The sequence below is a fragment of the Klebsiella sp. C239 genome (assembly GCF_048822715.1).
Classification (GTDB): Bacteria; Pseudomonadota; Gammaproteobacteria; order Enterobacterales; family Enterobacteriaceae; genus Klebsiella; species Klebsiella quasipneumoniae.
The window spans coordinates 762,955-785,935 of record NZ_JBMEZK010000001.1 but is presented as its reverse complement, the minus strand read 5'-3'; the positions used below and the strand labels follow the sequence as shown (position 1 = coordinate 785,935).

Below are 22,981 nucleotides of genomic sequence, written 5' to 3'. Positions count from 1 at the left end.
CCGTCTCCTTAGGCCGCTTTCGGCTGTTTTTCATACAGGAAATGGAGGATCTGCTGGCGCAGATGGTGATACCGGCTGTCGTCCGCCAGCTGAACGCGATGCCGCGGACGCGGCAGATCGACCGCGAGGATCTCGCCGACCGTCGCCGCCGGGCCGTTGGTCATCATCAGCACCCGGTCGGAGAGCAGCACCGCTTCATCAACGTCGTGGGTGATCATGACGATGGTGGTATTGAGCTCCTGCTGGATATGCATCACCGTGTCCTGGAGGTGAGCGCGGGTCAGCGCGTCCAGGGCGCCGAAGGGCTCATCAAGCAGCAGCACTTTCGGCTTCATTGCCAGCGCCCGGGCGATACCCACCCGCTGCTTCATGCCGCCGGAGATCTCCCCGGGCCGTTTATGCAGCGCATGACCCATCTGCACGCGCGCGAGGTTGTGTTCAATCCACTCCCGACGCTCATGCTTGCTCATGGTGCGACGGAACACCTGATCCACCGCCAGCGCCACATTGTCGAAACAGCTCAGCCACGGCAGCAGCGAGTGGTTCTGGAAAACCACCGCCCGCTCCGGCCCGGGCCCGGCGATTTCCCGGTTATCGCACAGCAGTCCGCCCTCGGTAGGGGTCGTGATCCCGGCGATTAGATTCAGCAGGGTCGATTTTCCACAACCCGAGTGGCCGATCAGGCTAATGGTCTCCCCTTCGACGATATCGAAGGAGACATTCTGCAGCGCCAGAAACTCGCCGCTGGCGGTGTTGAAGCGCTGGCTGACGGCCTGCACCTGAATTAATGGTTTCATGTTGGCTCCTTATTTTTCCTGCCAGCTAAAGCGGCGGGCGAGCAGCATCAGGCCCTGCTCCAGCAGCAGGCCGACGACGCCGATAATGACGATGGCGATGATGATGTTTTCCACATTGAGGTTGTTCCACTCGTTCCAGATCCAGAAGCCGATCCCCAGCCCGCCGGTGAGCATTTCCGCCGCCACGATCACCAGCCAGGCGATGCCGATGGAGAGGCGCACGCCGGTGAGCACCGCCGGCAGCACCGCCGGAAAGAGAATTTTGCGCATCACCGTCCACTCTGAGAGCTGGAGGACGCGGGCGACGTTGAGATAGTCCTGCGGGATCCGCCGCACGCCTTCCGCGGTGTTGATCACCATCGGCCAGATGGAGCAGATAAAAATGGTCCAGCTGGAGGCTGGCTCCGCCTTCTGGAACAGCAGCAGGCCAATCGGCAGCCAGGCCAGCGGGCTGACCGGGCGCAGCAGAGCAATCAGCGGATTAAACATGCGGGCGAAGAACAGCGAGCGGCCGATCAAAAACCCCAGCGGAATGCCCGCCAGCGCCGCCAGGCCGAAGCCCACCGCCACGCGCTGCAGGGAGGCCAGCACGTTCCAGCCGATCCCCATGTCATTCGGCCCGTCCTGATAGAACGGATCGGCGAACAGCGTCAGCGCCGAGTCCAGCGTGCTCAGCGGGGTGGGAAAGCCTTTGCTGTGCATCGCCGCCAGCTGCCAGGCCAGCAGCAGCACCCCCAGCCCCAGCAGCGGGGGCAGCAGGCGCTGGGTGAGCTCACGCAGCCAGCGCGTGACGGTCGGCGTGGTGCGCCGGACCTGCACCGGCGGCAGGATAATGACTTCGCCAGGCGCGTTCTCCACGCTGACGACCGGTTGCTTACGTTGTGCCTGCTTCATCTCATGCCCCCTTACGTTGAATAGCGAAATGGCGGGCGTAGCCTTCCGGGTCAGACCCGTTCCAGACCGTACCGTCCATCAGTGTGCTGCTGCGCATCGTGGCTGCCGGTGTGCTGATCCCGCCGACCGCCTGGGCGGCCGCCTGCCAGACGTCGATGCGGTTAAGACGCGACGCCACCGCGAGGTAATCCGGAGCCTGCTTCAGCAGCCCCCAGCGACGAAACTGGGTGAGGAACCACATCCCGTCCGACAGCCAGGGGAAGCTCACCTCTCCCTCGGCGTAAAAGCGCATCGGATGGGCATCCTGCCAGCGGCGGCCGAGGCCGTTGTCATACTCCCCAAGCATCCGGCCGGTGAGGTACTGCTCTTTGGTATTGAGCCAGCCGCGTCTGGCGAGCAGGCGGGCCGTCTCCCGGGTGTTCTCCGCCGAGGCGGCGATCCAGCGCTGCGCCTCCATCAGGGCCGCCACCAGCGCGCGGGCGGTGTTCGGGTGGCGTTCCACCCAGTCGCGACGGGCGCCCAGCACCTTTTCAGGATGCTCAGGCCAGATATCCTGGGAAGTGGCCGCGGTGAAGCCGATACGGTCGTTAATGGCGCGGGCGTTCCACGGCTCGCCGACGCAAAAGCCGCTCATATTGCCGATGCGCATGTTCATCACCATCTGCGGCGGCGGCACCACGACGGTGCGCACATCGTTAAAGGGATCGATGCCGGCGCTCGCCAGCCAGTAGTAAAGCCACATGGCATGGGTGCCGGTGGGAAAGGTATGGGCGAAGGTGTAGCTGCCCGGCGCGCTGCGGTCGATCAGCCGCTTCAGTCCGCCGAGGTCGGTCACCCCTTTCTCCTGCAGTTCGCTGGAGAGAGTGATGGCCTGACCATTGCGGTTGAGGGTCATCAGATTAGCCATCGCCTGCGGCTTGCTGGCGATCCCCAGTTCAAGACCGTACAGCAGGCCATAGAGAATATGCGCCGCGTCCAGTTCACCGGCCACCAGCTTGTCGCGCACCGCCGCCCAGCTGGCCTCCTTACTCGGCGCCAGGGTAATGCCATATTTTTTGTCAAACCCCTTCGCCGCGGCGATGGCCAGCGGCGCACAGTCGGTCAGCGGAATAAACCCTACCCGCACGGTGGTTTGCTCCGGTCTGTCCGAGCCGCCGGCCCATGCGGCCTGCATCACGCCCGGCAGCAGCATCGCGCCGCCCAGCGCGGCCCCTGCCTGCAGCAAGCGCCGCCGTGAAATTGAAAACTTATCGCTCATATCCGCTCCACACGCGCAAAAAAAAGCGCCCGACAGTGCATATGCACTGCAGGACGCCTTTATCCACGGACACCCGAACCGCCATTGGTTCGTCGCCCGGACTTTTATTCACTCACTAATGCTAATGCAAAGGGGATGCCAGCTTTGGCTATGGCGCGCTGGCGGGCTTTTCCTTTCGCTCTGGTCGGTTTGTCAGGCAAAAGTGCACCGCCGACAGGCAGCGAATGCCCATCGATTGTGCATCTACTCCTTTGGGGTTAATGGCCAGATCGCCTTCACCATCAGCAGCGCGCGAGCTATCTCAACCATCCGCTGATTCTTGTCCATGGCCATCTTGCGCAGCGTCTGCCAGGCCTGCTCCTCCGGCATCCCCTGGTGAGTCATCAGCAGGCTTTTCGCTTTTTCGATCAGCTTGCGTTCCTCGAGCGCGTCTTTCAGCGAAGCCAGCTGGCTGGAGAGCTGTTGCAGCTCATAGGCCTGCTGGCGCACCAGCGGCAGCAGCTGTTTATCCAGCCGCGGCGTCACGCTGTCGCTCTCCTCCCCGGCCAGCCAGCCAGGCGCGTCGTCTTCTAACAGCGCGTCGGTGGCGTCCAGCAGATCGTCGATCAGTTGCTCTTCCACTTCGCGCAGTTGCTCAAGCCGCTGGGTTTGCAGGCCGAACCAGCGCAGCGCCGTTTCCCCGCCGTCCGCCGCCGGCTGGCGGGTGCAGGCGATCCGCCGCAGTTGCTCGATGTCCAGACCGGCCTGGCACTCGGTCGTAAACAGCTGGACCGTCGCCGGACTGCCCAGCGCCTGGAAGCTGTCAAAGCAGGGCTGCTGACCATCAATACGGTCCACCAGCTGCTGGCGCAGGCTGTCGCTGAACTCGCCGCGGGTAAAGCCCAATGCTCCCAGCGCGCGCTCCTGGCCCACCAGCTCTTTTCCCTGCATAAAGCTGTACAGGGCGACCATACGCCCGGCTACCGACGGGTCGTCAATGCTGTCATTGAGCTGCGGGACGATATTCAGCAGATGGCGGATAATACGGCTGAACTGCTCCGTCGCGGCTTCAGCGGCGACCTGCCGACGGCTGACCTGCTCACGCAGCGCCGGGAGCTGCGCCAGATCGCCGACCGCCCGGGCGATGCGCCAGCACAGCGCGCTGCCGGCGACCGCGCGCGCCCGTTCGAGGGCGGCATAGAACAAGGCCAGCCGCTCATCAACCAGCGCCCCACCCGCCCGACACTCCGCCGCGTACAGCTGACCGCCCGAGCAAAGAAAAATATTCGACGCCCCGCGCTCGCACTGCAGCATATGCACCAGCGCGCTGAGCTGACTTGCCAGCTCGCCCAGCCGGGCAAGTTGCTGAAGCTGTTGTTTTTGCAGGCGGCGCGCCAGCTGCAGCCAGGCCGTCGCCTCGTCCGCGTGACCAGTCGTATTATTCATACCCCTCCTCCGGGTTAACGCTTTATACTGCGGTAAAGCAATAACCGTGCCTTTAAGAAGGAGTTTGTATGCAACGTATTGTGATTATCGCCAACGGCGCCGCCTACGGCAGTGAATCCCTGTTCAACAGCCTGCGCCTGGCCATTGCCCTGCGCGAACAGCAGTCCGACCTCGATCTCAAGCTGTTTTTGATGTCCGACGCCGTCACCGCCGGGCTGCGCGGGCAGAAGCCGGCGGAAGGGTATAATGTGCAGCAGATGCTGGAGATCCTCACCGCCCAGCAGGTTCCCGTGAAGCTGTGCAAGACCTGCGCGGACGGCCGCGGGGTCAGCGCACTGCCGCTGGTTGATGGGGTGGAGGTTGGCACTCTCGTTGAGCTGGCTCAGTGGACCCTGGCGGCAGATAAAGTGCTGACCTTCTAAATCTGCGCCGCCGAACGGGAGGAAATATCAGGTTTCGCCGCCTGAAGAGGTGAAAAAAACGTTAGCTGAATGCTTTCAGGAACAACGTCATTTTTGTTTAATCTTTATCCCTTTTTTTGATCAAAATCAGCATCCCGACCCGCGCCGTTTGGTGTGATGCACAGAGCAAAGTGTGAACAATATCACGCTAGGACTGGGTGGGCAGGATGCTGTAGCGGGACAGAAACGGGGTACAAAAATGGCGATGGTAAAAGCAAGTTTGACGTTGTTTGGCGGTGACACGCTGGTGGTGCGGTGCTCAGAGCGCTGCCATATTCATCTGATGAGCGCAAAGGTTCCTGGCGACAGCCATGCGGATATTCTGAGCGTGCAGGATCGGGACAGCGCCTATCTGACGGTGCCCTACAGCGGCACCTGGAACGTGCTTATCGACAGTCACAGCCAGTCACTGGAGCACTCCATCAGCTACGTTCCGGCCTGACAGTCACTGCCTTAACACACGCCCGGCCATGCCGGGCGTTTTTCTTTTCCGCGCGCTCAGGCCAGGCCCGGCGTCGGGCTGTCGCCCAACAGCGCGCGGACGCTGGCCACCAGATCATCAAGACTGGCGTCGTGCATCCCGAGCTTACTCAACGCCTGCTCCAGCGAAAACAGGTACTGGGCGTTGGTGCCGAGCGGCCCGCTGGCCCGGGCGATCAGCGGAGCAATGACCTGGGCGCTGGTATCCGGCTCAAACAGCGGATGACGCGGATCCATAATAAACACCAGCGCATTTACCGTCCGCCCGTCGTCCAGCTCCAGCTTGCACCAGGTCGGCAGATAGCAGCCGGTAATCATCTCCCGTTTCCACAGCAGCGTCAGCTCTTCTTCCAGCGTGTCGTCCGGCAGACGATAAGCGACGCCGGTGGTTCGACCGCCCTCTTTCAGGGCCAGCATCCGTCCCGGCTGGCAGGCGCTCCCGCGCCCGGCGGTCAACCGCAGGCAAAACGCGCGGTGCCAGCCCGGCAGCGTGCCAGTGCAGGACTCGCGATAATTGAGCGCCGGGTTCCAGATAAGCGAACCGTAGCCAAAGATCCATACTGAGCCATCATCCGGGCGGCAGGCCAGCGTCGCCGCCAGCGAGGCTGCGCGTTGTTCTGCCGACCAGAGTAGCGATTCCTCAATAGCGCCAAACGCTGTCTTACAATCCGCATTCATCAAGAAATCACGAGTTAACACTGTTTACTACCTCCGCCACTGCCCGCTTCCCGGCGTTCGTCTCATGCATCCGTCAATATTGCTGAAATATTATCCAGCTTTATCTTTCAATAAGCAATGAGCGGGGCGCTGGCAAGCATAAAAGCGGCGTCAGCAATTATTTTTTCTTATGCCACTTATCGTCATCGCCTTTCTCGTAACTGTTTTTCACCGCCGCCCAGGCGACTTTGTGCGCCGTCTCTTCACGGCTGGCGTCATCGCGCCGCTCCTCTTTATCTTTATATTGATCCCAGGCGCTGTTAAACGCTTCTTTATAAATTTCCTGCGCATGGGCAGGCAGAACATGCTGAACGCTGTCGGGGAGCTCTTGTTTACTGTTATAGGGCATAATGACCTCCTGTTTGAGCATAAAATTTAAGTCTGGAACGCAGGCGGCAGGCTATCAAGCCGATGATGAGTTAAAAATGAATTTTAGTAATTATCTGAATAGTAAGTATAAAAATAGCGTAATCGCAAATTATAATAAACTAATCAAGATATCTATCGATACCCGTAAACTTAAGTAAAAATACAGCAGAAATTTAGCAAAATCTGTTACTTTATCGCCCTGCGTTTTTATAATTATAACACCTGCATAAATGGAGATGGTTCATGACCCATGCACATGAGGCGGTAAAAACCCGCCATAAGGAGTCTTCCCTCGTCTTTCCGGTGCTGGCGCTGGCGGTGCTGTTTTTCTGGGGCAGCAGCCAGTCACTGCCAGTGGTTATCGCGATTAATATCCTCGCGCTGGTCGGTATTTTAAGCAGCGCCTTCAGCGTGGTCCGCCACGCCGACGTCCTCGCCCACCGCCTGGGCGAACCCTACGGCTCCCTGATTCTCAGCCTGTCGGTGGTTATCCTTGAGGTCAGTCTGATCTCCGCGTTGATGGCCACCGGCGACGCCGCGCCGACCCTGATGCGTGATACGCTCTACTCCATCATTATGATCGTCACCGGCGGTCTGGTCGGTTTCTCCCTGCTGCTGGGCGGGCGTAAATTCGCCACCCAATATATGAATCTGTTCGGCATTAAGCAGTACCTTATCGCCCTGTTTCCGCTGGCGATTATCGTGCTGGTGTTTCCCATGGCGCTGCCGGGCGCGAACTTCAGCACCGGGCAATCGCTGCTGGTGGCGGTGATTTCGGCGGCCATGTACGGCGTTTTCCTGCTTATTCAGACCAAAACCCATCAGAGTCTGTTTGTTTACGAGCATGAAGACGACGGCGATGATGACGACCCGCACCACGGTAAACCGTCCGCCCACAGCAGCGGGTGGCATACCGCCTGGCTGCTGGTGCACCTGGTGGCGGTGATCGCCGTCACTAAAATGAACGCCAACCCGTTGGAAACGCTGTTGACCAGCATGAATGCCCCGGTGGCCTTCACCGGCTTCCTCGTGGCCTTGCTGATCCTGTCGCCGGAAGGCCTTGGCGCGCTCAAAGCGGTGCTCAACAATCAGGTACAGCGGGCGATGAACCTGTTCTTCGGCTCCGTGCTGGCCACCATCTCGCTGACGGTCCCGGTGGTCACCCTCATCGCCTTCCTGACCGGCAATGAGCTGCGCTTTGGCCTTGGCGCGCCGGAGATGGTGGTGATGGTCGCCTCGCTGGTGCTGTGCCATATCTCCTTCTCCACCGGACGCACCAATGTGCTGAACGGCGCGGCCCATCTGGCGCTGTTCGCCGCCTACCTGATGACCATTTTCGCCTGACCCCGCTTGCCCGTCCGGCGGAGCCCGGGCGAAAAAAAAGCCTGCCGGTTTTGACGCCGGCAGGCTTTTTCAGTGATGCGGTCAGGCTTACTTGCTGGTATCCAGCTCGTCGAAGCTTTTCACCAGATCGTCAATCGCTTTCATCTGCTTGAGGAACGGCTCCAGTTTATCCAGCGGCAGCGCGGACGGGCCGTCGCATTTCGCGTGGTCCGGATCCGGATGCGCTTCGATAAACAGACCGGCGATACCCACCGCCATACCGGCGCGGGCCAGTTCGCTCACCTGCGCGCGGCGACCGCCGGAGGCTGCGCCAAACGGGTCGCGGCACTGCAGCGCGTGGGTGACGTCGAAGATAACCGGCGAGTTGTTGGAGGCTTTCTTCATCACGCCAAAGCCGAGCATATCCACCACCAGGTTGTCGTAACCGAAGTTAGCGCCGCGGTCGCAGAGGATCACTTTGTCGTTACCACCTTCGATGAATTTATCGACGATGTTGCCCATCTGGCCCGGGCTGACGAACTGCGGTTTCTTGACGTTGATCACCGCTCCGGTTTTGGCCATCGCTTCCACCAGGTCAGTCTGGCGCGCGAGGAAGGCGGGAAGCTGGATCACGTCCACGACGTCAGCCACCGGCTGCGCCTGGCTGGCTTCATGAACGTCGGTAATGATTTTCACGCCAAAGGTCTGCTTCAGCTCCTGGAAAATCTTCATCCCTTCTTCCAGACCCGGCCCACGATAGGAGTGAATGGAGGAACGGTTGGCTTTATCAAAGGAGGCTTTGAAGACGTAGGGGATGCCAAGCTTCTGCGTAACGGTGACGTAATGTTCGCAGATGCGCATCGCCAGATCGCGTGACTCCAGCACGTTCATCCCGCCGAACAGCACGAACGGCAGGTCGTTCGCTACGTTGATATCACCAATGCTAACCACTTTTTGTTTCATAAATTCGCCTTATCAGGGTGTAACCGGAATGGTTCCAGACTAATGCAATGTAATTTGTTTGTGCGAAATCGTGTTGATTTGTGCGCGGATCATCTCGCTGATCGGATCCTCCGGACACTGCTCGACAAAATAGCTCAGGTCCAGCAGCGCCACGTGATCGCAATCCAGCTGGGCGTATATCAGCCCGCGGTCGCGGATCTCATACGGATCTTCCGGGTTAAACTGCAGCAGCGCTTCGCTGGCGCGCAGGGCCAGCTCCATCTGCCGCTCTTCCATCAGCGCCGACTTCAGGGTGTCCAGCAGCTTGCGGATCACCTCGGCGTTATCCGCTTCGTCGAGATCTTCATTAAACAGTTCCGCCACCGGCCCGATGTTGCCCTTCAGCCATACCTCCAGGGTATGTTCGTCGAGGGTTTCGCCGTTGAACGGATTAATCAGCCACATCTCTTCGCTGGTTTCCGGGTCCGCGCGCAGCAGCATCTGGGTCGGGAAGATCACCGGCACCACCGGCAGCCCCAGGCGCTGGGCGATCCACAGCAGGATCGCGCCTAATGACACCGCGCTCCCCTGGCGGTTGACCAGCACTTTATCGAGCCATAGCGCGTCGGATAGACGATAAACGCCCTGCGAGGCGCCAAAGCCCCACTCCTCGTAAAACAGCGCCAGCAGGCGTTCTATCTGGCGTTCCTGGTCCCACGAAGGCGCAATCTCCTCCTGCGCGAGGCGCAGCAGCCGCTGCAGCTCTTCCTCGACAAAACGCGTCGGAAAATCGTCGCGGACCTGTTCAGAAATGAGGACCATGCCATCACACAATGGCGCTTTGTTAAATTCGAAATCCGCTAATGACCCCATGACCTACCCCAGTATCGGTATTCTTGTGATGGCGAGTTGAATAATGATAAACAACACCACCAGCGCCAGCAGGAACGCGATAAAGCGGCTCTGCTGGCTGCGCGGACGACGACGGCCCAGCGCGATAAAACCTAATGCGATGTAAATGATAACGCCAAACAGCTTTTCAGTCAGCCATGCGCCGTCTTCTGTGAACGGCAGGTAGTGCGTTATCGCCATTAATCCCGCACCGCTGAGAAACAGCAGCGTATCGCTGCAGTGCGGCGCAATTCGCACCCACCGCTGGTTCAGCAGCGGGCTCTGGTGATACATCCACCAGTAACGTAAAACGAACAATCCTACCGACACCACCACGCTGGCGATGTGCAGGTAGAGGACAGCCGTGAATAAGTTCATCAGCCAACGTTCTCCATGTCGGGTAAACGTCCGAGGGTCAGACGCTCATTGTCGCCATAGTCGCGGCAGGTCGCGACATCCAGATAGCCCGCCTCGCGAAACAGGGCGCGTACCGCTTCGCCCTGGGTCCAGCCATGCTCCAGCAGCATCCAGCCGCCGGGCTGCAGATACTGCCGCCCCTCGCGGATAATCTGCGCCAGATCGGCCAGCCCCTGGTCGCCTGCCACCAGCGCCGTCAACGGCTCAAAACGCACATCGCCTTCGGCAAGATGCGGGTCGGCGGCGTCGATATAGGGGGGATTGCTGACGATCATGGCGAAGCGCTGCCCGGCCAGCGCACTGAACCAGTCGCTTTGCCGTATCGTCACGTTAGCAATGCCCAGATGGGCGGCATTACGCAACGCCAGCGCCACGGCGTCCGGCATCAAGTCCACCGCGATCACTTCACAGTCAGGACGTTCGCTGGCCAGCGCCAGGGCAATGGCGCCGGTCCCGGTGCCGAGGTCGAGAATACGGCACGGCGCGACGGGCAGACGCGCCAGCGCCTGCTCCACCAGACATTCGGTATCCGGGCGGGGGATCAGCGTCGCCGGGGAGACAAACAGCGGCAGCGACCAGAACTCCCGCTGCCCGACCAGATGGGCGATGGGCTCCCCGCGCTGGCGTCGCTGCAGGAGCGCCTCCAGCGTCGTCGCCTCGTCGGCGGACAGCGTCGTTTCGCCGAAGGCCAGGATCCAGGTGCGCGCCCGACCGGTGACGTGTCCCAGCAGGATCTCGGCGTCGCGTCGCGGACTGTCGCTCTCCGCCAGGCGGGCGATTGCCTGCTGCAGCCAGGCCTGAAAGGTCATCATTCCTGCTCGGACAGCGCCGCCAGCTGATCGGCCTGGTGTTCCTGGACAATCGGCTCAATCAGCATGTCGAGTTTGCCCTCCATCGCCTCATCGAGACGGTAAAGGGTCAGGTTGATGCGGTGGTCGGTCACGCGGCCCTGCGGGAAGTTGTAGGTACGGTTGCGATCGCTGCGGTCGCCGCTGCCCAGCAGGTTGCGGCGCGTGGAGGCTTCCGCCTGCTGACGCTTGGCCACTTCGGCGGCGCGGATCCGCGCCCCCAGCACCGACAGCGCCTTGGCTTTGTTTTTATGCTGGGAACGTTCGTCCTGACACTCCACCACGATGCCGGTGGGCAGGTGGGTAATACGGATCGCCGAGTCGGTGGTGTTAACGTGCTGACCGCCCGCGCCGGAGGAACGGAACGTATCGATGCGCAGATCCGCCGGGTTGATATCCGGCATTTCCGCCTCCGGCAGCTCCGGCATCACCGCCACCGTACAGGCGGAGGTGTGGATACGCCCCTGCGACTCGGTGGCCGGCACGCGCTGCACGCGATGGCCGCCGGATTCAAATTTGAGCCGGCCATAGACGCCGTCGCCGCTGATCTTGGCGATCACCTCTTTAAAGCCGCCGTGTTCACCTTCGTTGGCGCTGAGGATCTCCACCTGCCAGCGGCGCGATTCCGCGTAACGGGTGTACATGCGGAACAGGTCGCCGGCAAACAGCGCCGCTTCGTCGCCGCCGGTCCCGGCGCGCACTTCCACGAAGGCGTTACGCTCGTCATCAGGATCTTTCGGCAGGAGCAGGACCTGTAGCTGTTGCTCCAGCTGTTCGCCTTTATCTTTGGCGTCCCGCAGCTCTTCCTGCGCCATTTCGCGCATTTCCGGATCGTCGAGCATCATCTGCGCGGTTTCAATATCCTCCTGCACCTGACGCCAGTCGGTATAGCAGCGCGCCACATCGCTTAGTTGAGCATACTCCCGCGACAGCGCGCGGAATTTATCCTGATCGGCAATCGTCGCGGCATCGCCGAGCAGCGCCTGCACTTCTTCGTGGCGCTCGTACAACGCTTCCAGTTTGGCAACAATAGAAGACTTCATAGGCGTGAATTCACCCTGTCCTGAAAATAAGAGAAAGGTGCGCTATTCCAGCCCGAGGCTGTTGCGCAGAATATGCAGGCGTTCGTCGTCCCCGTCACGGGCGGCCTGCTGAAGTGATTTGGTTGGCGCGTGGATCAGGCGGTTGGTGAGCTTACGCGCCAGATCCTGCATAATTTCCTGGGCATCACCGCCCTGCTCCAGCGCGGCCAGCGCCTTCGCCGTCAGCTCCTCACGGACCTGCTCGGACTGAGAACGGTATTCGCGAATGGTCTCGCTGGCGCTCTGCGCGCGCAGCCAAGCCATAAATTCGCTGGTCTCCTGCTCGACGATCGATTCCGCCTGCACCGCCGCGGCCTTACGCTGCGCCAGGTTATGCTGAATGATGTTTTGCAGATCGTCGACGCTGTAGAGGTAAGCGTTAGCCAGTTTGCCGACCTCCGGTTCGACGTCGCGCGGGACGGCGATATCCACCAGCAGCATCGGCTGGTTGCGCCGCGCCTTGAGCGCACGCTCCACCATGCCTTTGCCGATGATCGGCAGCGGGCTGGCGGTGGAGCTGATAATGATGTCGGCCTCTTTCAGCCGTTCGTCGATATCGCTGAGGGCAATCACCTCGGCGCCCACTTCTTCCGCCAGCGCCTGGGCGCGTTCACGAGTGCGGTTGGCGATCACCATTTTGCGCACGTGATGTTCGCGAAGATGGCGCGCCACCAGTTCGATGGTTTCACCGGCGCCGACCAGCAGCACCGTCACGCTCGACAGGGATTCAAAGATTTGCCGCGCCAGGGTACAGGCGGCGAACGCGACGGAAACGGCGCTGGCGCCGATATCGGTTTCGGTACGCACGCGCTTGGCCACCGAAAACGATTTCTGGAACATCCGCTCCAGTTCGCTGACGTTAAGATGGCCGCGGCTGGAATCGGCGAAGGCTTTTTTCACCTGACCGAGGATCTGCGGTTCGCCCAGCACCAGCGAATCAAGGCCGCTGGCGACGCGCATCAGATGGCTGACGGCGTCGTTATCCTGGTGCCAGTAGAGGCTTTTACGCAGGTCTTCTTCATTGAGGCCGTGGTAATCGCACAGCCAGCGGATCAGCGCTTCCTGCAGGTTATCCTGCTCTTCGACGCTGAGATAGAGTTCCGTGCGGTTGCAGGTCGACAGCACCACCCCACCCTGCACCATCGGCTGAGCCAGCAAGCTCTCCAGCGCCTTATCGAGCGTTTCCGGCGAAAACGCGACGCGTTCTCGCAGGGCGACCGGAGCTGTTTTGTGATTGATGCCAAGAGCTAAAAGGGTCATTGTGAGGGAGTAGTACCAGCGTTGCTAAGGTTAGTCTGAGTGCATCATACAGGATGCGCGTAATCAATAAAAGAGAGGCTCCCCTTTTGGAGTAATAGCCAAAGCAAGACCGCCATTAAGGTTAATTTTTTGATTTCAGACAACTTGAACGTAGACGCTATCGCCCGGCGACGCTAGCATTAAGGATTATAAATGTAACCTGCTACACAAATCGGCCCGCTGTTCCCCTGCCGCCGGATTTCACTGTAGACATCAAGGATTTGTCATCATTATGAATCGACTGTTCCGCCTGCTGCCGCTGGCCAGCCTCGTCCTGACCGCTTGTTCTGTTCATACCCCCGAGGGGCCTGGCAAAAGCCCGGATTCGCCGCAGTGGCGCCAGCACCAGCAGGCTGTTCGCAGCCTCAACCAGTTCCAGACCCGCGGGGCGTTTGCCTATCTCTCCGATGAGCAAAAAGTCTATGCCCGCTTCTTCTGGCAGCAGACCGGCCAGGACCGCTATCGCCTGCTGTTGACCAACCCGCTGGGCAGCACCGAGCTGTCGCTGACCGCGCAGCCTGGCAGCGTGCAGTTGATCGACAACAAAGGCCAGACCTACACCGCCACCGATGCCGAAGAGATGATTGGCCGCCTGACCGGGATGCCGATCCCGCTGAACAGCCTGCGCCAGTGGATCATCGGCCTGCCGGGCGACGCCACCGACTATTCGCTGGACGATCGGTACCGTTTGCGTGAACTGAACTACACGCAAAACGGCAAAACCTGGCACGTCACCTACGGCGGCTACACCAGCGATACCCAGCCCGCCCTGCCGTCTAATGTCGAGCTGAACAATGGCGCCCAGCGCATCAAGCTGAAGATGGATAACTGGATCGTGAAATGATGAGCCGCTGGCCCTCACCTGCAAAACTGAATCTGTTTTTATATATCACCGGCCAGCGGGCCGATGGTTACCACACCCTGCAGACGCTGTTTCAGTTCCTCGACTACGGCGATACGCTGACCATCGAACCGCGCGCTGACGGCGAACTGCGCCTGCTGACGCCGGTGGCCGGGGTGCCGGACGAAGAGAATCTGATCGTTCGCGCCGCGCGTCTGCTGATGCGCGCCGCCGGCGAAAGCGGCCGCCTGCCGGCGGGCAGCGGCGCCGATATCAGTATCGATAAGCGCCTGCCGATGGGCGGCGGCCTGGGGGGCGGCTCGTCCAATGCCGCCACCGTGCTGGTGGCGCTCAACCATCTCTGGGGCTGCGGACTCTCGGAAGATGAGCTGGCGACCCTTGGCCTGCAGCTGGGGGCCGATGTGCCGGTCTTCGTGCGCGGCCATGCCGCCTTTGCCGAGGGGGTAGGTGAAATTCTGACGCCGGTGGAGCCTGAGGAAAAATGGTACCTGGTGGCCCATCCGGGCGTCAGTATTCCGACGCCGATCATTTTTCGCGACCCGGAGCTACCACGAAATACCCCGCGCCGGTCAATTAATACGTTATTAAATTGTGAATTCAGCAACGATTGCGAGCTTATCGCAAGAAAACGTTTTCGCGAGGTTGATGCCGCGCTTTCCTGGCTGTTAGAATATGCGCCGTCACGCCTGACCGGCACAGGGGCCTGTGTGTTTGCTGAATTTAACACCGAATCCGCTGCCCGTCAGGTGCTGGACACTGCCCCGGCATGGCTAAATGGCTTTGTGGCGCGCGGAGTAAATCTCTCGCCGCTCAAGCAGGCCCTGCTCTGAATCCTGCGCCGTGAGGGCGCATCGTTCATGAGTCAGCCGGGGAAATTGAGTTACGGTGACAACGTCACCCTGTTCCAGACGTTGCATCGTGCTCTTTAAATACACCGACTGGATCGAATGGCGCCAGCCCGCACATTATTGGCCCATTCATCCACCACTGGACGCATGCCTGAGGTTCTTCTCGTGCCTGATATGAAGCTTTTTGCTGGTAACGCCACCCCGGAACTAGCACAACGTATTGCCAACCGCCTGTACACTTCTCTTGGCGACGCCGCTGTAGGTCGTTTTAGCGACGGCGAAGTCAGCGTACAAATCAATGAAAACGTACGCGGTGGTGATATTTTCATCATCCAGTCCACTTGTGCTCCCACCAATGACAACCTGATGGAACTGGTTGTTATGGTTGATGCTCTGCGTCGTGCTTCGGCAGGTCGTATCACCGCCGTTATCCCTTACTTCGGTTATGCTCGTCAGGACCGTCGTGTTCGTTCTGCTCGTGTGCCAATCACCGCGAAAGTGGTGGCAGATTTCCTGTCCAGCGTCGGCGTTGACCGCGTGCTGACCGTTGACCTGCACGCAGAACAGATCCAGGGCTTCTTCGATGTGCCAGTTGATAACGTGTTCGGCAGCCCAATCCTGCTGGAAGATATGCTGCAGCTGAACCTGGACAACCCGATCGTGGTTTCTCCGGACATCGGCGGCGTGGTTCGTGCTCGCGCTATCGCTAAACTGCTGAACGATACCGATATGGCTATCATCGACAAGCGCCGTCCGCGCGCCAACGTCTCCCAGGTGATGCATATCATCGGCGACGTCGCGGGTCGTGACTGCGTGATGGTCGACGATATGATCGACACCGGCGGCACCCTGTGTAAAGCGGCAGAAGCGCTGAAAGAGCGCGGCGCGAAACGCGTATTCGCTTACGCGACGCACCCGATCTTCTCCGGCAACGCCATCCAGAACATTAAAAACTCTGTGATCGATGAATTTGTCGTCTGCGATACCATTCCGCTGGCGCCAGAAATTAAAGCGCTGGATAAAGTGCGTACTCTGACGCTCTCCGGTATGCTGGCTGAAGCTATTCGCCGTATCAGCAATGAAGAATCAATCTCTGCTATGTTCGAACATTAATCGAGCCGAGCACAAAAACCCGCTGCGGCGGGTTTTTTTGTCTCTGAATTATTAATTCTTCCACAAAATCATTCGGCATGCGTCAAGGCGGCAAGTGAATGAATCCCCGGGAGCGTACAGGCAGTACGTGACCGGGGTAAATGAACGCAGCCAACACAGAGGCATCCCGAAGGATGATGTGGCAATGACCGATGCCTCCTTCACCTGCCATTCAGTTGACAGATGATGCGCTCATGGATGAAACATTATTGTGAACAGATTATTTTCCTCACATGTGATGCCTTTCCGCGCCCTCATCGACGCTTGCTGGAAAGAAAAGTACACCACTGCCCGCTTTACCCGCGACCTGATCGCCGGGATCACCGTCGGGATCATTGCGATTCCGCTGGCGATGGCGCTGGCGATTGGCAGCGGTGTGCCGCCGCAGTACGGCCTCTATACCTCAGCGGTGGCAGGGATTGTGATCGCCTTAACCGGCGGATCGCGCTTTAGCGTTTCCGGACCGACCGCCGCCTTTGTGGTGATCCTCTATCCGGTTTCCCAGCAGTTCGGCCTGGCGGGGCTGCTGGTGGCGACGCTGATGTCGGGGATCTTTTTAATGCTTTTCGGCCTGGCGCGCTTTGGCCGCCTGATCGAATATATCCCGCTGTCGGTCACCCTCGGCTTCACCTCCGGGATCGGTATCACCATCGGTACCATGCAGATTAAAGATTTCCTCGGCCTGCAGATGCCCCATGTGCCGGAACATTATCTGCAGAAAGTGGCGGCGCTGGCGATGGCCCTGCCGACCATTAACGTTGGGGACGCCGCCATCGGCGTCGTCACCCTCGGCACCCTGATCCTCTGGCCGCGGCTGGGTATCCGTCTGCCGGGCCACCTCCCGGCGCTGCTGGCCGGCTGTGGGGTGATGCTGGTCGTCAACTTGCTCGGCGGCGATGTGGCGACGATCGGCTCGCAGTTCCACTATCAGCTGGCGGACGGCACTCAGGGCAACGGCATTCCGCAGCTGCTGCCGCAGCTGGTGCTGCCCTGGGATATGCCGGGTTCCAACTTTACCCTGAGCTGGGCTTCGCTGCAGGCGCTGCTGCCCGCGGCTTTCTCCATGGCGATGCTGGGCGCTATTGAATCTCTGCTGTGCGCGGTGGTGCTCGACGGCATGACCGGTACCAAACATAAAGCCAACAGCGAGCTGATTGGCCAGGGGCTGGGCAACATCGTTGCGCCGTTCTTCGGCGGGATCACCGCCACCGCGGCGATTGCCCGCTCGGCGGCGAACGTCCGCGCCGGCGCCACATCGCCGATCGCCGCCGTGATCCACGCCCTGCTGGTGATCATGGCGCTGCTGATCCTCGCCCCGCTGCTCTCCTGGCTGCCGCTGTCGGCGATGGCCGCCCTGCTGCTGATGGTGGCATGGAACATGAGCGAGGCGCATAAAGTCATCAATCTGCTGCGCCACGCGCCGAAGGACGACATCGTGGTGATGCTGATGTGCATGTCGCTGACGGTGTTGTTTGATATGGTGATCGCCATCAGCGTCGGGATTGTGCTGGCTTCGCTGTTATTTATGCGCCGTATCGCGCGCATGACCCATCTGGCGCCGGTCAACGTCGAAGTGCCAGACGACGTGCTGGTGCTGCGGGTGATCGGTCCGCTGTTCTTTGCCGCCGCCGAAGGTCTATTCAACGACCTGGAGACCCGGATCGCCGGCAAGCGCATCGTGGTGCTGAAGTGGGACGCGGTGCCGGTTCTCGACGCCGGCGGTCTGGATGCCTTCCAGCGCTTTGTGAACAAGCTGCCGGAAGGCTGTGAATTACGCGTATCTAACCTCGAATTTCAGCCGCTACGCACGTTAGCGCGCGCCGGCGTCAAGCCGCTGCCCGGACGCCTGAGCTTCTACCCCGATCGTCAGGCCGCGCTGGCTGACCTGTGATCACCCGGCGGCAGGCCCCTGCGCCTGCCGCATCAAGGCTCCGGTCGCCTGCTGCAGCCAGCTCAGCACCGCCGGCGTCATCCAGGTGCCCTTCATCAAATGCGGCTCCTGTTCCATTGCCTGACGAAACTTCTGCAACGTCTGCGGCCGGGTGCCGGCGTAGGACTGAAACAGCTCAAGCCACGCCCGGGCCAGCGCCTGACCCGACGCCGAATCCGGCGCTACGCCCTCACGGCACGCCTGATGCAGCTTCGCCACCAGCGCTGGCCACTCCTGTAGCCGGTCGAAGTAGTGCCGGCGGGTGAACGCCATCTCCTCGTCGTCGAGATACCGCGCCCAGATGGCCAGTTTGCTTTCGGCAAAGGCTTCGGTGATAAAGGCAATGATGGCCGGGGTGACGCCGGTCTGTTCAACCATTTGCGGCTCGGCGGCATGCATCTCGTTCAGGCGGGTCAGAAACTCCGGGCGCCCGGCCGTATCCTGCTCCAGGCGCTCCATCCAGCGCGTCGCCAGACTCATCGCCTGCGGACTGTCCGTCGGGCAGCCGCTCGCCATCAGCGTCTGCACCTCCTCTGTTAGCTCGCGCCACGCCTGCGCGCGCTGTTCATCCTGTGCCGCAAACGGCAGCACGGCTAACTCCTGTTGACTAAACCAACGATCGTACATTTTCATTAACTCCAGCGTCTGTAGCCAGGACTCCAGATCGGGTTCATTGCCGCTCGCCAGCGCCTCGCGCAGCGCCAACAGCCGGTCGCGCAGCCTGCCGACATCGCGCAGTTGGTCATTAAGCGTCTCTATCTGCTGCGTCAGCAGTTCGGGTAGCGACAGCGTTCGCCGATCGAGATAGTCCTTGATGGTGGCGAGCGTCAGCCCGGTCTGCGCCAGCGCCTTGATCATATGCAGGCGCTGAACCGCGGACAGGTTATAGAGCCGATAGCCCGCCTCGCTTCTGGCCGAAGGCGTTAACAGCCCCGTCTGTTCATAATGATGCAGCGTACGCACCGTCAGCCCGGCGCGCTTCGCCAGCTCTCCCACCTGAATTAACATGACTGCTCCTCTCTGTGGCCAGGACCGCTACTCTGCTGCCTGACGTAACGTCAGGGTCAAGCGAAAAACGCGCTTGATATTCACTTTTGGCGGCAACCATAGCATCCCGAAGCTCAGGTCGGAACGGGGGTCGTCAAATGGCGGGAAAAAGAAGAAGAGATAACGAGAGGCACAGTAAAACGCATCGGTCTTCAGGGACCGATGCGGGAATCATGCTACGGTTAGCTGTGGCGATGCTGATTACGACGGCAGCGTTTATCGTAGTGGCGCACCCACCAGTAGCGGTCGCTGACCTGCTCGTGGCCGCCAATACGGGCACCGGCCAGCCAGAGCACCGCACCAACGAAGATGCTTAAGATTGCGCCATGCGCAAAGAATTGTGGCAGGTTAAGCTGCGGAAGCTGGTTCAGAATGGAGTAACCCACCCCCACAACCATCACCACCAACCCTAACCCCATGAGTACGTTACCGAGTAACGAAGCGTTTTTGCGTTTCATGTGTCACCTCCGGACTTTGGGTTGCCAGGGAATGTCCCCAAATCTTATAGGTGTAGTATAGACAAGGTCTCTTCTGTGGAGTGCGCCCACGATCACATTAGTGAACAGCAAATAGACAAAAATTTACAAATAAGCCTATGAACAATATCAAATTCTAATGATTTAGAGAGTAAATCATCAATGCTGGTATTGTCTCGAGGCCAGAACTTTGTCAAGCGCGCCCGCAGACAGTACACTACGCGGCAGAGAATGCCCCATGCAGGAAAGAAAACGTGACCATTAAACTGATTGTCGGCCTGGCCAACCCCGGTGCGGAATATGCCGCCACCCGGCACAACGCTGGCGCCTGGTATGTGGATTTACTGGCGGATCGCCATCGCGCGCCGCTGCGCGAAGAGAGCAAATTCTTCGGCTATACCTCGCGCATCAACCTGGCGGGCGAGGATGTTCGCTTGCTGGTGCCCACCACCTTTATGAACCTTAGCGGTAAAGCCGTGGCCGCGATGGCGACCTTTTATCGCATCAACCCGGACGAAATTCTGGTTGCCCATGATGAGCTGGATTTACCGCCGGGCGTGGCGAAATTTAAGCTTGGCGGCGGCCATGGCGGCCACAACGGCCTGAAAGACATCATCAGCAAGCTCGGCAATAACCCGAACTTTCACCGCTTACGCGTCGGGATCGGCCATCCGGGCGACAAAAACAAGGTTGTCGGCTTTGTCCTCGGCAAACCACCGGCCAGCGAGCAGAAACTGATTGATGATGCCGTCGACGAAGCGGCGCGCTGTACGGAAATCTGGTTAAAGGATGGTCTCACTAAAGCGACCAACCGTTTACACGCCTTTAAGGCGCAATAAGCCGTTGTCGTGCGGCATTTTTGCCGCGCACCGTGTATAATAGGCAAAGCTATTCAATTTTCTGCAATCTGTTCCTGATAACAGATTGATTATCCAAAGATTAAGGTGATTTAAATCATGGGATTCAAATGCGGTATCGTCGGTTTGCCCAACGTCGGCAAATCCACCCTGTTCAATGCGCTCACCAAAGCGGGTATTGAAGCGGCCAACTTCCCCTTCTGTACCATTGAGCCGAACACCGGTGTCGTACCGATGCCCGATCCGCGTCTGGACAAGCTGGCTGAAATCGTCAAACCGCAGCGTATCCTGCCGACCACCATGGAGTTCGTTGATATCGCGGGCCTGGTGAAAGGCGCGTCCAAAGGCGAAGGTCTCGGCAACCAGTTCCTGACCAACATCCGCGAAACCGAAGCTATCGGCCATGTGGTTCGCTGCTTTGAAAACGACAATATCATTCACGTGGCAGGTAAAGTGAACCCGGCGGAAGATATCGACGTTATCAACACCGAACTGGCGCTGTCTGACCTTGATACCTGCGAGCGCGCGATTCACCGCGTCTCCAAAAAAGCCAAAGGCGGCGATAAAGACGCGAAAGTTGAGCTGGCCGCGCTGGAGAAATGCCTGCCGCAGCTGGAAAACGCCGGTATGCTGCGCGCGCTGGATCTGACCAAAGAAGAGAAAGAGGCCATCCGCTATCTGAGCTTCCTGACCCTCAAGCCGACCATGTACATCGCGAACGTCAACGAAGACGGTTTCGAGAACAACCCATACCTCGATCAGGTTCGCGCTATCGCCGAGCAGGAAGGGTCTGTAGTGGTGCCGGTGTGCGCCGCGGTTGAAGCGGACATCGCCGAACTGGACGATGAAGAGCGTGATGAGTTTATGGCTGAGCTGGGTCTCGAAGAACCGGGCCTGAACCGCGTGATCCGCGCTGGCTACGCCCTGCTGAACCTGCAGACCTACTTCACCGCTGGGGTGAAAGAAGTTCGCGCCTGGACCATCCCGGTCGGGGCGACCGCGCCGCAGGCAGCCGGTAAGATCCACACCGACTTCGAAAAAGGCTTTATCCGCGCGCAGACCATCGCTTATGAAGACTTTATCGCCTACAAAGGCGAACAGGGCGCGAAAGAAGCCGGTAAAATGCGCGCTGAAGGTAAAGACTACATCGTGAAAGATGGCGATGTGATGAACTTCCTGTTCAACGTCTAATACCGCTGGCTGGCGTTTCTGCCGCCATCGAGTAAAAAAAATCCACGCTCCGGCGTGGATTTTTTTTCCTGTGCGCAAGGCGGCGCGCTACTCCACGATATGGGTCTCTTCTGCCGCCTCGTAGCCATCAACGATCTGCACAATCTTTTTTAACTCGTCCTCAATAAAAGCCGGGGTGGCGCTTTCCCCTGAGGCCGGGTGATGAAGCTCCACCGAGATGCCGCTGGCGGCATTGGTCAGCGACAGGCTGATCTCCTGCGGATCCGCCGCAGACGAGGGTCGCCCGATATGCTGCGCGATGGTCGCCGCCGCCACGCGCGTATCAACTTCCGCGAGATGCCCCCACCTCATTTCAACATGCCCCTGCTGCCCTGCCTTTATCACCTGCAGCGTATAGCCGCTTTTTGCCGTTGCCATCTCTTTTCCTCCGGTTTCGTTGCCCGGGCGTCATATTCTCAGCCCGGTTTTATCAGCAAAGTTCGAACATTTCTGCCTTGCCGTTAATGACTCTTTTCCACATAGGTCTGCATGTTTTCTTTGGTCACTAACTCAAACGGGATCCAGACATGGGACTCGACTTTTTCTCCTTTAATCAGCTTCAACGCCACCGCTAAGGCCGTTTTGCCCTGACCAACGGCATCCTGGAAAACCGTTACCTGGATCTTATCGCTGGCCAACGCTTTCAGCCCATCCGGCGTGGCGTCGATGCCGCCGATCAGCAGCTTCTTCTGGCTCTTCTCCAGCGCCATCGCCGCGCCAATCGCCATCTCGTCGTTGTTCGCCGCCACAATATCAATCGCTTCCCCGTTGCCTGTCCAGTTCTGCATCAGATCCATTCCCTCGCTGCGGGAATAGTTGGCCGGCTGTTTCTGCACCACTTTCATCGCCGGATATTTGGCCACCACCTGCTCTACGTCCCTGGTGCGCTGCAGCGCGCCGGCATCGGTGAGATTGCCGATCATGATGGCGACGTTGCCTTTGTAGTTCGCCAGCTTCGCCAGCGCTTCCATCTGCAATGTGCCGGACTCCCGCTCGTCCGAACCGACAAACACCACGCCAGGGGGTAACGTTTTGTCCCCCGGCGTCCGGTTCACATACACCAGCGGCATCCTGGCCTGCTGCGCCATCTTCGTCAGCTGCGGGGTGCTGGCGGAGTCCACGGGATCAACGATGATCGCGTCCACGCCGGAGGCAATGAAGCTCTGCACCTGATCGGCCTGGCGCCCGGTGTCGCCGCGGGCGTCTTCGAACTGCACCTCGACCTGGCGGGCATGAGCTTCTTTCTCAATGGACTGACGAATAATGGTGAGAAAGTTTTGATCGAAGTAAGCCATCGAGACGCCGATCTTCTCCGCCAATGCCGAAGCGGAACTGGCCAGAAGGCCAACTAACAGGATGATTTTACAGTGCTTCAT

At 59.6% G+C, this 22,981-nt stretch carries 25 protein-coding genes; 9 read left to right on the top strand and 16 right to left on the bottom strand.

Going from position 1 to position 22,981, the window contains the following annotated elements; all coding sequences use genetic code 11:
- Positions 1-8 precede the first annotated feature (8 nt).
- From ACOI6Z_RS03700 to nasR, 4 genes are all read right to left on the bottom strand, one after another.
- A complete protein-coding gene (locus ACOI6Z_RS03700; protein WP_032453294.1) occupies positions 9-797 on the bottom strand; it encodes an ABC transporter ATP-binding protein in 789 nt (262 codons plus the stop codon).
- A gap of 9 nt (positions 798-806) precedes the next feature.
- Positions 807-1,691 (bottom strand): nitrate ABC transporter permease, encoded by an 885-nt coding sequence (gene ntrB, locus ACOI6Z_RS03695; RefSeq protein ID WP_023290141.1) that lies wholly within the window; start codon positions 1,689-1,691, stop codon positions 807-809.
- A 1-nt stretch (position 1,692) separates the two neighbouring features.
- Positions 1,693-2,949 carry a CmpA/NrtA family ABC transporter substrate-binding protein gene (locus ACOI6Z_RS03690; protein WP_032453296.1) on the bottom strand — a complete coding sequence of 419 codons (1,257 nt, stop codon included), beginning with the start codon at positions 2,947-2,949 and terminating at the stop codon, positions 1,693-1,695.
- A 243-nt stretch (positions 2,950-3,192) separates the two neighbouring features.
- Entirely contained in the window at positions 3,193-4,374 is a 1,182-nt protein-coding gene (nasR, locus tag ACOI6Z_RS03685; protein WP_044523872.1) for a nitrate regulatory protein NasR, read from the bottom strand.
- Positions 4,375-4,442: 68 nt separating this feature from the next.
- Here nasR and ACOI6Z_RS03680 point away from each other — a divergent pair, with 68 nt between their 5' ends.
- The gene (locus tag ACOI6Z_RS03680) at positions 4,443-4,796 is read left to right on the top strand and encodes a DsrE/DsrF/TusD sulfur relay family protein (RefSeq protein WP_002910380.1); all 354 of its coding nucleotides are present in this window, start codon (positions 4,443-4,445) and stop codon (positions 4,794-4,796) included.
- Positions 4,797-5,034: 238 nt separating this feature from the next.
- The gene (locus ACOI6Z_RS03675) at positions 5,035-5,277 is read left to right on the top strand and encodes a DUF1883 domain-containing protein (RefSeq protein ID WP_002910387.1); all 243 of its coding nucleotides are present in this window, start codon (positions 5,035-5,037) and stop codon (positions 5,275-5,277) included.
- Positions 5,278-5,333: 56 nt separating this feature from the next.
- Here the strand turns inward: ACOI6Z_RS03675 and ACOI6Z_RS03670 are convergent, their stop codons facing one another.
- Both ACOI6Z_RS03670 and chaB read right to left on the bottom strand, forming a co-directional pair.
- Positions 5,334-6,014 carry a gamma-glutamylcyclotransferase gene (locus ACOI6Z_RS03670; RefSeq protein ID WP_023290144.1) on the bottom strand — a complete coding sequence of 227 codons (681 nt, stop codon included), beginning with the start codon at positions 6,012-6,014 and terminating at the stop codon, positions 5,334-5,336.
- 136 nt (positions 6,015-6,150) lie between these two features.
- Complete coding sequence (gene chaB, locus ACOI6Z_RS03665) at positions 6,151-6,381, bottom strand: putative cation transport regulator ChaB (RefSeq protein ID WP_064154432.1); 231 nt, start codon at positions 6,379-6,381, stop codon at positions 6,151-6,153.
- 263 nt (positions 6,382-6,644) lie between these two features.
- On the opposite strand from chaB, the gene chaA reads away from it, so the two are divergent.
- Positions 6,645-7,745 carry a sodium-potassium/proton antiporter ChaA gene (chaA, locus tag ACOI6Z_RS03660; protein ID WP_004203207.1) on the top strand — a complete coding sequence of 367 codons (1,101 nt, stop codon included), beginning with the start codon at positions 6,645-6,647 and terminating at the stop codon, positions 7,743-7,745.
- A gap of 87 nt (positions 7,746-7,832) precedes the next feature.
- Here chaA and kdsA read toward each other — a convergent pair whose 3' ends face one another.
- Genes kdsA through hemA form a run of 6 tightly spaced genes read right to left on the bottom strand, consistent with a single transcriptional unit; the run spans position 7,833 to position 13,164 of the window.
- Positions 7,833-8,687: a 3-deoxy-8-phosphooctulonate synthase gene (kdsA, locus tag ACOI6Z_RS03655; protein ID WP_002910393.1), complete on the bottom strand. Its 855-nt coding sequence runs from the start codon at positions 8,685-8,687 to the stop codon at positions 7,833-7,835.
- A gap of 39 nt (positions 8,688-8,726) precedes the next feature.
- The gene (gene sirB1 / locus ACOI6Z_RS03650) at positions 8,727-9,539 is read right to left on the bottom strand and encodes an invasion regulator SirB1 (RefSeq protein ID WP_017899847.1); all 813 of its coding nucleotides are present in this window, start codon (positions 9,537-9,539) and stop codon (positions 8,727-8,729) included.
- 3 nt (positions 9,540-9,542) lie between these two features.
- Positions 9,543-9,935 carry an invasion regulator SirB2 gene (gene sirB2 / locus ACOI6Z_RS03645; RefSeq protein ID WP_008804389.1) on the bottom strand — a complete coding sequence of 131 codons (393 nt, stop codon included), beginning with the start codon at positions 9,933-9,935 and terminating at the stop codon, positions 9,543-9,545.
- On the bottom strand, positions 9,935-10,783 hold the full coding sequence (gene prmC / locus ACOI6Z_RS03640; protein WP_101976569.1) for a peptide chain release factor N(5)-glutamine methyltransferase: 849 nt from the start codon (positions 10,781-10,783) through the stop codon (positions 9,935-9,937). Before prmC ends, sirB2 begins: the two co-directional genes overlap by 1 nt.
- Positions 10,783-11,865, bottom strand: coding sequence for a peptide chain release factor 1 (gene prfA, locus ACOI6Z_RS03635; RefSeq protein WP_004203214.1), 1,083 nt, complete (start codon positions 11,863-11,865; stop codon positions 10,783-10,785). The genes prmC and prfA overlap by 1 nt, the downstream gene beginning before the upstream one ends.
- A 42-nt stretch (positions 11,866-11,907) precedes the next feature.
- Positions 11,908-13,164 (bottom strand): glutamyl-tRNA reductase, encoded by a 1,257-nt coding sequence (gene hemA, locus ACOI6Z_RS03630; protein ID WP_023290148.1) that lies wholly within the window; start codon positions 13,162-13,164, stop codon positions 11,908-11,910.
- A 271-nt stretch (positions 13,165-13,435) separates the two neighbouring features.
- On the opposite strand from hemA, the gene lolB reads away from it, so the two are divergent.
- The 4 genes from lolB (at position 13,436) to dauA (ending at position 17,956) form a co-directional block, all read left to right on the top strand.
- Positions 13,436-14,047: a lipoprotein insertase outer membrane protein LolB gene (gene lolB, locus ACOI6Z_RS03625; protein WP_023290149.1), complete on the top strand. Its 612-nt coding sequence runs from the start codon at positions 13,436-13,438 to the stop codon at positions 14,045-14,047.
- Positions 14,047-14,895, top strand: coding sequence for a 4-(cytidine 5'-diphospho)-2-C-methyl-D-erythritol kinase (ispE, locus tag ACOI6Z_RS03620; protein ID WP_072413462.1), 849 nt, complete (start codon positions 14,047-14,049; stop codon positions 14,893-14,895). Before lolB ends, ispE begins: the two co-directional genes overlap by 1 nt.
- 183 nt (positions 14,896-15,078) lie before the next feature.
- Positions 15,079-16,026 carry a ribose-phosphate diphosphokinase gene (prs, locus tag ACOI6Z_RS03615; RefSeq protein WP_002910407.1) on the top strand — a complete coding sequence of 316 codons (948 nt, stop codon included), beginning with the start codon at positions 15,079-15,081 and terminating at the stop codon, positions 16,024-16,026.
- A 250-nt stretch (positions 16,027-16,276) separates the two neighbouring features.
- Entirely contained in the window at positions 16,277-17,956 is a 1,680-nt protein-coding gene (gene dauA, locus ACOI6Z_RS03610; RefSeq protein WP_064157472.1) for a C4-dicarboxylic acid transporter DauA, read from the top strand.
- Here the strand turns inward: dauA and ACOI6Z_RS03605 are convergent, their stop codons facing one another.
- Both ACOI6Z_RS03605 and ychH read right to left on the bottom strand, forming a co-directional pair.
- A complete protein-coding gene (locus ACOI6Z_RS03605; protein WP_048297769.1) occupies positions 17,957-19,003 on the bottom strand; it encodes a MerR family transcriptional regulator in 1,047 nt (348 codons plus the stop codon).
- Between the two features lie 221 nt (positions 19,004-19,224).
- Positions 19,225-19,500, bottom strand: a complete 276-nt coding sequence (gene ychH, locus ACOI6Z_RS03600; protein WP_002910437.1) for a stress-induced protein YchH — start codon at positions 19,498-19,500, stop codon at positions 19,225-19,227.
- A 272-nt stretch (positions 19,501-19,772) separates the two neighbouring features.
- Here ychH and pth point away from each other — a divergent pair, with 272 nt between their 5' ends.
- Together pth and ychF are read left to right on the top strand one after the other, a co-directional pair.
- Positions 19,773-20,357, top strand: coding sequence for an aminoacyl-tRNA hydrolase (gene pth, locus ACOI6Z_RS03595; protein WP_004180389.1), 585 nt, complete (start codon positions 19,773-19,775; stop codon positions 20,355-20,357).
- A 117-nt stretch (positions 20,358-20,474) separates the two neighbouring features.
- Positions 20,475-21,566, top strand: a complete 1,092-nt coding sequence (gene ychF / locus ACOI6Z_RS03590) for a redox-regulated ATPase YchF (protein WP_002910443.1) — start codon at positions 20,475-20,477, stop codon at positions 21,564-21,566.
- Positions 21,567-21,653: 87 nt separating this feature from the next.
- On the opposite strand, the gene ACOI6Z_RS03585 is transcribed toward ychF, so the two are convergent.
- Positions 21,654-21,983 carry a DUF1869 domain-containing protein gene (locus ACOI6Z_RS03585; protein ID WP_044523884.1) on the bottom strand — a complete coding sequence of 110 codons (330 nt, stop codon included), beginning with the start codon at positions 21,981-21,983 and terminating at the stop codon, positions 21,654-21,656.
- Between the two features lie 83 nt (positions 21,984-22,066).
- Positions 22,067-22,981, bottom strand: a complete 915-nt coding sequence (locus tag ACOI6Z_RS03580) for a sugar ABC transporter substrate-binding protein (protein ID WP_023290154.1) — start codon at positions 22,979-22,981, stop codon at positions 22,067-22,069.

What these genes read in the sequence shown, in the direction of transcription:
- ACOI6Z_RS03680 (WP_002910380.1), top strand. Translation starts at nt 4,443, where the DNA reads ATGCAACGTATTGTGATTATCGCCAACGGCGCCGCCTACGGCAGTGAA.
- ychH (WP_002910437.1), bottom strand. Translation starts at nt 19,500, where the DNA reads ATGAAACGCAAAAACGCTTCGTTACTCGGTAACGTACTCATGGGGTTA.
- sirB2 (WP_008804389.1), bottom strand. Translation starts at nt 9,935, where the DNA reads ATGAACTTATTCACGGCTGTCCTCTACCTGCACATCGCCAGCGTGGTG.
- chaB (WP_064154432.1), bottom strand. Translation starts at nt 6,381, where the DNA reads ATGCCCTATAACAGTAAACAAGAGCTCCCCGACAGCGTTCAGCATGTT.
- ACOI6Z_RS03605 (WP_048297769.1), bottom strand. Translation starts at nt 19,003, where the DNA reads ATGTTAATTCAGGTGGGAGAGCTGGCGAAGCGCGCCGGGCTGACGGTG.
- ychF (WP_002910443.1), top strand. Translation starts at nt 20,475, where the DNA reads ATGGGATTCAAATGCGGTATCGTCGGTTTGCCCAACGTCGGCAAATCC.
- ACOI6Z_RS03580 (WP_023290154.1), bottom strand. Translation starts at nt 22,981, where the DNA reads ATGAAGCACTGTAAAATCATCCTGTTAGTTGGCCTTCTGGCCAGTTCC.
- prfA (WP_004203214.1), bottom strand. Translation starts at nt 11,865, where the DNA reads ATGAAGTCTTCTATTGTTGCCAAACTGGAAGCGTTGTACGAGCGCCAC.
- ACOI6Z_RS03690 (WP_032453296.1), bottom strand. Translation starts at nt 2,949, where the DNA reads ATGAGCGATAAGTTTTCAATTTCACGGCGGCGCTTGCTGCAGGCAGGG.
- kdsA (WP_002910393.1), bottom strand. Translation starts at nt 8,687, where the DNA reads ATGAAACAAAAAGTGGTTAGCATTGGTGATATCAACGTAGCGAACGAC.
- ACOI6Z_RS03675 (WP_002910387.1), top strand. Translation starts at nt 5,035, where the DNA reads ATGGCGATGGTAAAAGCAAGTTTGACGTTGTTTGGCGGTGACACGCTG.
- chaA (WP_004203207.1), top strand. Translation starts at nt 6,645, where the DNA reads ATGACCCATGCACATGAGGCGGTAAAAACCCGCCATAAGGAGTCTTCC.
- sirB1 (WP_017899847.1), bottom strand. Translation starts at nt 9,539, where the DNA reads ATGGGGTCATTAGCGGATTTCGAATTTAACAAAGCGCCATTGTGTGAT.
- ntrB (WP_023290141.1), bottom strand. Translation starts at nt 1,691, where the DNA reads ATGAAGCAGGCACAACGTAAGCAACCGGTCGTCAGCGTGGAGAACGCG.
- ACOI6Z_RS03585 (WP_044523884.1), bottom strand. Translation starts at nt 21,983, where the DNA reads ATGGCAACGGCAAAAAGCGGCTATACGCTGCAGGTGATAAAGGCAGGG.
- lolB (WP_023290149.1), top strand. Translation starts at nt 13,436, where the DNA reads ATGAATCGACTGTTCCGCCTGCTGCCGCTGGCCAGCCTCGTCCTGACC.
- hemA (WP_023290148.1), bottom strand. Translation starts at nt 13,164, where the DNA reads ATGACCCTTTTAGCTCTTGGCATCAATCACAAAACAGCTCCGGTCGCC.
- ACOI6Z_RS03700 (WP_032453294.1), bottom strand. Translation starts at nt 797, where the DNA reads ATGAAACCATTAATTCAGGTGCAGGCCGTCAGCCAGCGCTTCAACACC.
- nasR (WP_044523872.1), bottom strand. Translation starts at nt 4,374, where the DNA reads ATGAATAATACGACTGGTCACGCGGACGAGGCGACGGCCTGGCTGCAG.
- ispE (WP_072413462.1), top strand. Translation starts at nt 14,047, where the DNA reads ATGAGCCGCTGGCCCTCACCTGCAAAACTGAATCTGTTTTTATATATC.
- prmC (WP_101976569.1), bottom strand. Translation starts at nt 10,783, where the DNA reads ATGACCTTTCAGGCCTGGCTGCAGCAGGCAATCGCCCGCCTGGCGGAG.